We start from the raw sequence: 9644 nt of genomic DNA, 5'->3' as shown, positions 1-9644 counted from the left end.
CGGTCGCCCGACAGGTCGAACTCGCTGCCCGCCTCGATCGGGGGCGGCGGCACGTCGAAGCTGCGGCGCCAGATGTGCACCTGTTCGTCGCCATGCTTCGCCGCGGTCTGCGCCTTGTCCAGCCCGGTCAGTCCGCCGTAGTGCCGTTCGTTGAGGCGCCAGTCCTTCTCGACCGGCAGCCACAGCCGCCCCATCGCCTCCAGCGCAAGGTTCAGCGTCTTGATCGCTCGCGTCTGCAGGCTGGTGAAGGTCTGGTCGAAGTCCAGCCCCTTCGCCGCCATCAGCTCGCCCGCGGCACGTGCCTCGGCCGCGCCCTTCTCGGTGACGTCGACGTCCCACCAGCCGGTGAAGCGGTTTTCGAGGTTCCAGGCGGACTGGCCGTGGCGGATCAGGACGAGCGTGGGCATCAATTTTCCCCTAGGTCGAGCGTGAAGAACTGGTTGTGCGGGCTGGCGGCGTAATCGCCGAACGGTGCGCAGGAAACGAAGCCGGCGCGCCGGTACAGCGCCAGCGCCGCGTCATAGGCGGGTGTGGTGCCGGTTTCGAGGAACAGGCGCGTGTAGCCGCGCGCGCGGGCGGTGGCGATGATGTGGGTGAGCGCGGCATGGCCCGCGCCGCGCCCGCGCGCGGCGGCGGTGCTGCGCATCGACTTTACCTCACCGCTGGCGGCGTCGAGCTGTTTCAGCGCGCCGATCCCGGCCAGCGTCCCACTGTCCCAGACCGAGAAGAAGGTGACGTCGGGCGCGGAAAGACCCTCCGCACCCAGCGCGAAGGCGAAGCCGGCCGGCGTATTGCCATGCTGGTCCGCGACGTGCTGCGCCAGCAGCGGCGCCACTGCGGGGTTATGCGGATCGTCGATACGTACCTGCATTCGCTTGCCCCCCTTCGCCGCCCCGTCTAGCGAAAGAGCACGCGCAGACAAGCCGCGCAGGCGGGCGGGAGAGGACAAGTGACGGTACAGCGCCGCACGATCGTATATGACGGGCCGGGCGGCCCGTTCGAGGGCGTGTTCGCCTGGGACGACGCCGACGGCGCGCCGCGACCCGGCATCCTGGTGATCCCCAACGTCCTGGGGCAGAAGGAAGCCGACAATCGCAAGGCCGAGGATCTCGCCGCGCTCGGCTATGCCGCGCTGGCCTGCGACGTGTTCGGCCAGGGGCGGCGCGCGCAGCCGGGGCCGGACATGGCGCGCTACATGAACGAGCTGAACGCCGACCGCGCGCTGCTGCGCGACCGGCTGGCCGCCAGCCTCGCCACGCTGAAGGCGCAGGGGGAGGTCGATGCCGGCAAGACCGCGGCGGTCGGTTTCTGCTTCGGCGGCAAGTGCGTGCTCGACATGGCGCGCGCCGGGCTGGACACGCTGGGCGGCGTCAGCTTCCACGGTGTCTACGACCGGCCGGACTATGCCAGTGTCGATCCGATCGCGATGAAGCTGCTGGTCTGTCACGGCTGGGACGATCCGCTCGGCCCGCCCGAGGTGACGGTGGCGCTGGCACAGGAGCTGACCGCGGCGCGCGCCGACTGGCAGCTGCACGCCTATGGCCATGCCGGGCACGCCTTCACCGACGAAAGCCGTCGCGATTCGACGATGCCCGGTGTCGCCTATGAACCGCGCGCCGACCGCCGCAGCTGGCAGGCGATGCGCGATTTCCTGAAGGAGCTGTTCGCATGAAGACGCGCGTGACCGAGATGCTGGGCATCGAAAAGCCGATCATCCAGGCGGCGATGGGCTGGATCGCCCGGTCGCAGCTGTCCTCCGCGGTGTCGAACGCGGGGGGGATGGGGATCATTGAGACATCGTCCGGAGAACTGGACGCGGTGCGCGCCGAGATCGTCAGGATGCGCGCGCTGACCGACAAGCCGTTCGGGGTGAACGTGGCGCAGGCGTTCGTGCGCGATCCGTCGATCGTGCAGTTCGTGATCGACCAGGGGGTGCGGTTCGTCACCACCTCCGCCGGCGATCCGATGAAATATACCGCGATGCTCAAGGATGCGGGACTGACCGTCTTCCACGTCGTCCCCAACCTGGCGGGTGCGCTGCGCGCGGTCGAGGCGGGCGTCGACGGGCTGATCGTGGAGGGCGGCGAGGGCGGCGGGTTCAAGAACGCCAAGGACGTGTCGACGATGGTGCTGGTGCCGCAGGTGGTCGCCGCGGTCGACGTGCCGGTGGTCGCGGCCGGCGGGATCGTCGACGGGCGCAGCATGGCCGCTGCCTTCGCGCTGGGCGCGGAGGGCGTGGTGATGGGCACGCGGATGCTGACCGCCACCGAATGCCCGGTGCACGACAATTGGAAACAGGCGATCCTGTCCGCCGACGCGACCGACACGGTGTTCCTGAACCGCGCCGGGCCCGGCCCGGCCCTGCGCGCGCTGCGCACCGAGCGCACGACGCGGATCGAGAAGGAGGGTGCCCCCGGCGGCATCTTCGCTGAGTTCGCGGACACGCAGGCGGTCTATTTCGGCGGCGACTTGGAGGCTGGCGTCGCGCTGACCGGGCAGGTCGCGGGGCGGATCGATTCGGTCACGCCGGTCGCGCAGATCTTCGAGGAGACGATGCGCGAGTATGACGCGGTGATCGCACGCCTGCCGCGGTAGGGGGCGTCGCTGACGCCTTGAGCCGTCATGCCGGACCTGTCCGGCATCCACTGTGCCGCAAACCCATAAGGTTATGATATTGCGGATCGGTGGACCCCGGAACAGGTCCGGGGTGACGCGTATTGCAAGGCGGGCCGAGCGAATCGCGCAGAGGTCTGAAGACGTGGGTAGGGCACCAATGTCCGCCAGACCACCGAACGACCGGGCGCTATCCCCGCGCCGCCGCTTCGTGGTGGCGAATCACCTCGTCGATAATGAAGCGCAGGAATTTCTCGGAGAATTCCGGGTCCAGCTCGGCTTCCTCGCTCAGTGCGCGCAGCCGGGCGATCTGTGCTTCCTCACGCCCCGGATCTGCGGGGGGCAGGTTGGCGGTCGCCTTGTACGCGCCAACCGCCTGCGTCACCTTGAACCGTTCCGCCAGCAGGCACACCAGCGCGGCATCGATATTGTCGATGCTCTTGCGGTACCGTTTCAGCACCTCGTCCGTCATCCGCGCCTCTTCCCCGTCATCGGTCAACGGGCGCTTCCATGCGGCGACCGGCGGAGATGGGCAAGCCCGCGCTTGCCTTGCGCGCCGCCTCGACCGTAAGGGCAGGGCAGATGAGCGTCACCCTTCACCGCTTCGCCGGCCACGCGCCCTCGCTCGACCCGATGATCGGGTTGGTCGCGCGCGACATGGATTCGGTCAATGACGTGATCGTGGACCGGATGCGGTCCGAGATCCCGCTGATTCCCGAACTGGCGGGGCACCTGATTGCCGGCGGGGGAAAGCGGCTGCGCCCGATGCTGACGCTCGCCAGCGCGCGGCTGCTGGGCTATGACGGCGATCGCCACCACCTGCTCGCCGCGGCGGTGGAATTCATCCATACCGCCACCCTGCTCCACGACGATGTCGTCGACGGATCGGACCTGCGCCGCGGGCGGCGTACCGCCAACATCATCTGGGGCAATCCCGCCAGCGTGCTGGTCGGCGATTTCCTGTTCTCGCGCTCGTTCGAGCTGATGGTCGAGGGTGGCAGCCTGCGCGCGCTGGAGATATTGTCGAACGCCTCGGCGGTGATCGCGGAGGGCGAGGTGAACCAGCTGACCGCCGTCCGGCGCGTCGATTTGGCCGAGGAACGCTATCTCGACATCATCGGCGCGAAGACCGCGGCGCTGTTCGCGGCGGCGTGCCGGGTCGCGGCGGTGGTGGCGGACCGTCCCGCGGACGAGGCGCCGCTCGACGCCTATGGCCGCAACCTCGGCGTGGCGTTCCAGCTGGTCGACGATGCGATCGACTATACCAGCGACGCGGGCACGATGGGCAAGGATGCCGGCGACGATTTCCGCGAAGGCAAGATGACGCTGCCGGTGATCCTGGCCTATGCCCGCGGCGACGAAGAGGACCGCCTGTTCTGGCGCGATGCGGTGGAGGGGCGCCGGTCGGGCGATACCGATTTCGCGCACGCCGTCGATCTGGTCCGCCGCACCCGCGCGGTCGAGGACACGTTCGCGCGCGCGCGCCACTACGGGCAGCAGGCGATCGACGCGCTGGCGGCGTTCGAAGACGGCGCGGCGAAGGATGCGATGGTCGAGGCGGTGGAGTTCGCGGTCGCCCGCGCCTACTGACCGGGCGCGGTTATACCCGCGCCGGATCGGCCAGCTTGCAGTCGGCGTCATGATCGCCGGTCTCGATCTGGATCGTGGCATGGCCGATGCCGAAGCGGCGGTGGAGCATTTCCTGCGTTTCGCCCAGGAACGCATCGCCCGGATGCCCGCCTGGGATCAGCAGGTGCGCGGTCATCCCCGGCTCGGTCGTTGACATCGGCCAGATGTGCAGATCATGGACGGCGGTAACACCCGGCAGCGCCGCCAGCGCGTCGTGCACGCCGTCATAGTCGATGCCGCGCGGCACCGCCGCCAGCGCCATCTCCACCGTTTCGCGCAGCAGCCCCCAGGTCTGCCAGAAGATCAGCGCCGCGATCACCAGGCTGACCATCGGGTCCAGCCATGCCGCCCCGGTCGCCCAGATCGCGATGCCCGCTGCGACCACTCCGGCAGAGACCACCGCGTCGGACAGCATGTGCAGATACGCCCCGCGGATGTTGACGTCGCCCTTGCGTCCGCGCGCGAACAGCCACGCGGTGACGGCGTTGACCGCGATGCCGAGGCCCGCGACCAGCGCGACGTCCAGCCCCCGTACCGGCGCGGGATCGCCCAGCCGCTGGATCGCCTCCATCGCGATCGCGCCGATCGCCACGAGCAGCAGCAGCGCATTGGCCAGCGCCGCCAGGATCGTCGATCCCTTCAGCCCGTACGTGAACCGCTTCGACGGCGCGCTGCGCGCCAGCGCCGCACCGCCCCAGGCGATTGCCAGCCCCAGCACGTCGGACAGGTTGTGCCCCGCGTCGGCCAGCAGCGCGACCGATCCCAGCACGAAGCCGGCCACCCCCTCTGCCACGACATAGACCAGGTTGAGCGCGATGCCGATCGCGAAGGCGCGGTCCCAGCGTTCGGGCGGGGCATGATGCGCGTGGTCGTGGCCGTGCGAATGCCCGTGCCCGTGTCCGTGTCCATGGGAGTGCCCGTGATGATGATGACCGTGCGCCATGGCCGCAGGTCTATCATCGCCGCGGCGGGAGATACTAGCGCATGGGGCTCCCAAAGCCCTTCCCTTCGCCAGCGATCTAAGTCAGTCTCATCAGGCGACCGCAACGACGGCGCATGGGGAGAGGATGAGGATGCGCAGATGCGTGGGGCCGCTGCTGGCCATGACGATCCTGGCGGGCTGCGGCAGCGGCCAGCGAGAGGCCGGGGCGCCGGCCGCCGCCGCGACCAGCGGCGTGGGGAAGGTGGATGCCGCGCTGCTGACCACCGGCGGCGACGGCAGCGACTGGGCGATGACCGGGTTCAATTACCAGGAACAGCGCTTTTCCCCGCTGAAGCAGGTCAACGCCGGCAATGTCGGCCAGCTGGGGCTGGCGTGGTATGCCGATATGCCCGATGCGCGCGGGCAGGAGGCGACCCCGGTGGTCGTCGACGGCAAGCTGTTCGTCACCGGCCCGTGGTCGAAGGTGTTTGCCTATGACGCGGCCACCGGCGCGAAATTGTGGGAATATGACCCGAAGGTCGATCCGCAGAAGGGCGTGCAGGCGTGCTGCGACGTCGTCAATCGCGGCGTTGCGGCGTGGAAGGGGCAGTTGTTCGTCGGCACGCTGGATGGGCGGCTGATCGCGCTCAACGCCGAAACCGGCACCCCCAATTGGTCGGTGCAGACCACCGACAACGGCAAGCCCTATACGATCACCGGCGCGCCGCGCGTGGTGAAGGACATGGTGCTGATCGGCAATGGCGGCGCGGAGTTCGGCGTGCGCGGCTATGTCACCGCCTATGACGTGGCGACGGGCGCGCAGAAATGGCGCTTCTACACTGTCCCCAACCCCACCGGGGCGAAGGACGGCGCCGCATCCGACGCGGCGATGGCGAAGGTGGCGCCGACCTGGTCTGCCAACGGCCAGTGGAAACAGTCCGGCGGCGGCGGGACGGTGTGGGATTCGATCGTCTACGATGCGGAGCTGGACCAGCTGTACCTGGGCGTCGGCAACGGCAGCCCTTGGAACCACGGGCTGCGCAGTGAAGGACAGGGGGACAATCTGTTCCTGTCGTCAATCGTCGCGCTGAAGCCCGAAACCGGGCAATATCTGTGGCATTATCAGGAGACACCGGCCGAAACCTGGGACTTCACCGCCACCCAGCCGATCGTGCTGGCGACGCTGACGATCGGGGGGCAGCCGCGCAAGGTGCTGATGCAGGCGCCGAAGAACGGCTTCTTCTATGTCGTCGATCGCACCAACGGGCGGCTCATCAACGCCGGGCAGTTCATTCCCGGCGTCAACTGGGCAAGCGGATACGATCTGAAGACCGGGCGTCCGATCGAGAATCCGGCGTCGCGTTACTATCGCACCGGCAAGCCGTTCCTGGCGGTGCCTTCGGCGATCGCGGCGCACAACTGGCAGCCCATGGCCTTTTCGCCGCAGACCGGGCTGGCGTACATCCCCGCTCAGACGGTGGGCGCGGCCTATCTCAACCCGTCTTCGCCGCTCGACCAGCGCAAGCCCATCGGGTTCAACGTCGGGCAGGACCTGGGCAATGCCATGTACCCGCGCGATGCCGCCGCGGTGAAGGGCGCGATCGCCAGCGCCACCGGATCGCTGGTGGCGTGGGATCCGGTCGCCAACAAGCCGCGGTGGAAGGTCGATTACCCGACGTCATGGAACGGCGGGACGATGGCGACCGCGGGCAATCTGGTGTTCCAAGGCACGTCGCTGGGCGAATTCCGTGCCTATGCCGCCGATACCGGCAAGCAGCTATTCGCTTTCCCGGCGGGCACCGGGATCATGGCGGGCGCGGCGACCTATATGGTCAAGGGCAAGCAATATGTCGCGGTGCTGGCCGGGCGCGGCGGCGCGCTGCCGCTGTCGATCGGCTATGCGATCGGCAAGGCGCGCGACGTGCCCAATAATCCGCGGCTGCTGGTGTTCGCGCTGGGCGGCAAGGCGGTGTTGCCGCCGTCGCCGGGGGCGACACCCGCCGCGCCGGTGCCGCTGCCCGATGAGAAGGCGCCGCCCGAGCAGGTGGCGCAGGGCAAATTGCTGTTCGGCCGTTACTGCCAGGTGTGCCACGGCGCCAGCGCGATGGGCGGCGGGGTGCTGCCGAACCTGCAGAACTCGCCCGTGCTGTCCGACGCGGAGACGTGGAAGTCGATTCTGATCGACGGCGCGCTGAAGGACCGCGGGATGGTCAGCTTCGCGCGGGTGATGACGCCGGAGCAGGCGCAGTCGATCCGCCACTATGTCATCGACGAGGCGCGCTGGGCGCGTGCCAATCTGGGCGACGGCGGCGCGGCGGCGAAGCGCGCGGCCAAGCCGTGATCCGGTCGGCGGGAGGGGGCAGGTGCCGCCCCCTCCCGCGCGATCGTTAGCTTAGAAGCCGCGACGCAGTGTCACGAACCACTGGCGCGGCGCGCCGGTCAGCAGCGTCTGGTTGTCGCCGCTGGCGGTGTAGCCGTTGGTGCCGACGGTCGAGATATACTGCTCGTCGGTCAGGTTGGTCACGCTGCCCTCGATCGCGAAGCCGCGGAAGAAGCCGAAGCCGTCGCCGAAGCGGAAACCGATGCTGGCGTCGACCAGCACGCGCCCGTCGACCGACTGGTCGTTGAGGTAGGTGAAGTACCGCTTCGACATATAGTCCGCGCCGACGCGGCCGAACACGCGGCTGTCGTCATAGACGATCTCGCCCTTGGCCATATGCTCCGGCGTGTCGACCACGGTCTTGCCCTTGGTCGCGGTCAGGATGGTGCCCGCAGCGTTGACGACGTTGTCCTGGTACGTCGCCTTGTTGTACGAATAGCTGGCGAACAGCGTCAGCGGACGCATGACGCGGTAGAAGGCCGACACTTCCGCGCCATAGCTTTCGACGTCGCCGGCATTGTTGAGCGTCGGCGGATTGCCCTGGATGCCCGATCCGTTGGAGAAGGTCAGCAGGCGATCGGCGAAGTGGATGTAATAGCCTGCCGCCGACAGCTGCAGCCCGCCGCTGCGCAGGCGAACGCCGCCTTCGCCGGTCTTCGACGTTTCCGGCTTCAGCGTGTTGCGGATGCCGTCGAACCCGGCCTGGGTCGTCGCGAACGGCCCGGTCGTGGCCGAGGAGACGAAGGCGCGCATGTTCTCGGTATAGCTGGCGAACACTTCGGCGCCGCCACCCAGGTGGAACACCGCGCCCACCTGCGGCAGGAACCAGTCGCGCGACTGGATGCGGCCCGACACCAGCGACCCGGTGCGCAGCGTCGCCTGGTTGCGGACCTGCATACCCTTCCACCCGCCGCTCAGCGTCAGCCGGTCGAGCGTCAGCGTGTCGGCGACATGGTACTGGATCGTCTCGGTATCGTACTTGCCGTTCCACTGGGTGAAGAACGGATTGTTCTGGAAATCGCGCACGTTGCGGTTGGGCGTCGCGGCGCTGGTCATGCCGTAGAAGCGGCGCGCCTGGTCGAAGGTGTTGGTTTCGTACCAGCCGCCCACTTCCAGCCGGTTCGCCCCCGTGTCGAGCGCCACGCTGGTCAGGTTGCCGGCACGGCGGATGGCGTATTCGGTGGTGCGGAATGACAGCGGCGAGGCGGCCGACAGCGTACCGCCGTTCCCGTCCGCTACACCCGCCGGCGAACCGACATAGGGCGTGATCCACGAACCCTGGCCCTTGTTCTTGTGCCCGTAGCTGGTCGACACGATCGACAGCATGTCGGTCAGCTTCGCATCGAAGGTGATCCCGCCCAGCCAATCGCGGCGCACGCCGGCCGCATCATAATATGCGTCGTCGACCGTGCCGATACCCGCCGGGAAGGTGAGGCCGGCGGACGGATAGGGCAGCACGGCATTGGCATTGCCCGCGCGCGCGGCCTGGTTCTGATAGACCTGCCCGATCTGCAGCGCGAGCGGGTAGTCGTTCGAGATATTGTCGGCATAATAGCCGCGGCGACGCAGGATGTCGTAGCTGAGATCCTGATAGTCGTTCTCGCGCCGGTCGGAGAAGTTCAGGAACGCGGTGATCGCGCCGCGGTCGCCGAAGTCCTTCACCAGCTTGGCATTGGCCTGATGCTGGCGCTGCACGCCATAGCCCTTCCACTTGTCGGTGGTGAGGAAGCCGTAGCTGAGATAGCCCTTCAGCCCGTCGGCGATATCGCCGGTGTCGGCGCGGACGAACGCGCGCCACGTGTCGTTGCTGCCATAGGTGCCCGACGCGACGATATCGGCATCGTTCGACGGCGCACGGCTGACGAACTGCAGCGTGCCGCCCAGGTTGCTGGTCGATGCGGTGCCCAGCGCGCCCGCGCCCTGCGCGACCGTGGTGCTGGCGAGGTTCTCCGAAATCGCCGCGCGGCTGATGTGCAGGCCGTTGACGTTGCCGTAGCTCATGTCGCCCAGCGGCACACCGTCCAGCGTGAAGCCCAGCTGGTTCTGGTTGAACCCGCGCAGCGAGATGCGCGTCGACCATTCATAGGCGCCGAAGGCGTC

9 protein-coding genes are annotated in these 9644 nt (G+C 68.3%); 4 read left to right on the top strand and 5 right to left on the bottom strand.

Going from position 1 to position 9644, the window contains the following annotated elements:
* The coding region (locus tag AX685_RS03495; protein WP_156445642.1) for a 2,3-bisphosphoglycerate-dependent phosphoglycerate mutase at positions 1-407 on the bottom strand (407 nt) is incomplete at its 3' end.
* Positions 407-871: a GNAT family N-acetyltransferase gene (locus AX685_RS03490; protein WP_066485508.1), complete on the bottom strand. Its 465-nt coding sequence runs from the start codon at positions 869-871 to the stop codon at positions 407-409. The genes AX685_RS03495 and AX685_RS03490, both read right to left, overlap by 1 nt.
* Positions 872-949: 78 nt before the next feature.
* On the opposite strand from AX685_RS03490, the gene AX685_RS03485 reads away from it, so the two are divergent.
* Together AX685_RS03485 and AX685_RS03480 are read left to right on the top strand one after the other, a co-directional pair.
* A complete protein-coding gene (locus AX685_RS03485) occupies positions 950-1672 on the top strand; it encodes a dienelactone hydrolase family protein (RefSeq protein ID WP_066485505.1) in 723 nt (240 codons plus the stop codon).
* On the top strand, positions 1669-2595 hold the full coding sequence (locus tag AX685_RS03480) for an NAD(P)H-dependent flavin oxidoreductase (RefSeq protein ID WP_066485502.1): 927 nt from the start codon (positions 1669-1671) through the stop codon (positions 2593-2595). Before AX685_RS03485 ends, AX685_RS03480 begins: the two co-directional genes overlap by 4 nt.
* Positions 2596-2803: 208 nt before the next feature.
* Here the strand turns inward: AX685_RS03480 and AX685_RS03475 are convergent, their stop codons facing one another.
* Positions 2804-3085, bottom strand: a complete 282-nt coding sequence (locus tag AX685_RS03475; protein WP_066485510.1) for a chorismate mutase — start codon at positions 3083-3085, stop codon at positions 2804-2806.
* 110 nt (positions 3086-3195) lie between these two features.
* Between AX685_RS03475 and AX685_RS03470 the strand changes: the two genes are divergently transcribed.
* Positions 3196-4203: a polyprenyl synthetase family protein gene (locus AX685_RS03470; protein ID WP_066485500.1), complete on the top strand. Its 1008-nt coding sequence runs from the start codon at positions 3196-3198 to the stop codon at positions 4201-4203.
* A 10-nt stretch (positions 4204-4213) separates the two neighbouring features.
* Here AX685_RS03470 and AX685_RS03465 read toward each other — a convergent pair whose 3' ends face one another.
* Positions 4214-5185: a cation diffusion facilitator family transporter gene (locus AX685_RS03465; RefSeq protein ID WP_066485498.1), complete on the bottom strand. Its 972-nt coding sequence runs from the start codon at positions 5183-5185 to the stop codon at positions 4214-4216.
* A 124-nt stretch (positions 5186-5309) separates the two neighbouring features.
* Between AX685_RS03465 and AX685_RS03460 the strand changes: the two genes are divergently transcribed.
* Positions 5310-7505, top strand: coding sequence for a PQQ-dependent dehydrogenase, methanol/ethanol family (locus AX685_RS03460; RefSeq protein WP_066485496.1), 2196 nt, complete (start codon positions 5310-5312; stop codon positions 7503-7505).
* 51 nt (positions 7506-7556) lie between these two features.
* Here AX685_RS03460 and AX685_RS03455 read toward each other — a convergent pair.
* A partial coding sequence (locus tag AX685_RS03455; RefSeq protein ID WP_066485494.1) for a TonB-dependent receptor occupies positions 7557-9644 on the bottom strand: 2088 nt, incomplete at its 5' end.

The organism is Sphingomonas sp. CCH9-F2 (genome assembly GCF_001556735.1).
GTDB lineage: Bacteria > Pseudomonadota > Alphaproteobacteria > Sphingomonadales > Sphingomonadaceae > Sphingomonas > Sphingomonas ginsenosidimutans.
The sequence above is the reverse complement of the archived record's forward strand: the minus strand, read 5'-3'. Positions and strand labels throughout refer to the sequence as shown.

What these genes read in the sequence shown, in the direction of transcription:
- AX685_RS03465 (WP_066485498.1), bottom strand. Translation starts at nt 5,185, where the DNA reads ATGGCGCACGGTCATCATCATCACGGGCACTCCCATGGACACGGACAC.
- AX685_RS03480 (WP_066485502.1), top strand. Translation starts at nt 1,669, where the DNA reads ATGAAGACGCGCGTGACCGAGATGCTGGGCATCGAAAAGCCGATCATC.
- AX685_RS03490 (WP_066485508.1), bottom strand. Translation starts at nt 871, where the DNA reads ATGCAGGTACGTATCGACGATCCGCATAACCCCGCAGTGGCGCCGCTG.
- AX685_RS03470 (WP_066485500.1), top strand. Translation starts at nt 3,196, where the DNA reads ATGAGCGTCACCCTTCACCGCTTCGCCGGCCACGCGCCCTCGCTCGAC.
- AX685_RS03475 (WP_066485510.1), bottom strand. Translation starts at nt 3,085, where the DNA reads ATGACGGACGAGGTGCTGAAACGGTACCGCAAGAGCATCGACAATATC.
- AX685_RS03460 (WP_066485496.1), top strand. Translation starts at nt 5,310, where the DNA reads ATGAGGATGCGCAGATGCGTGGGGCCGCTGCTGGCCATGACGATCCTG.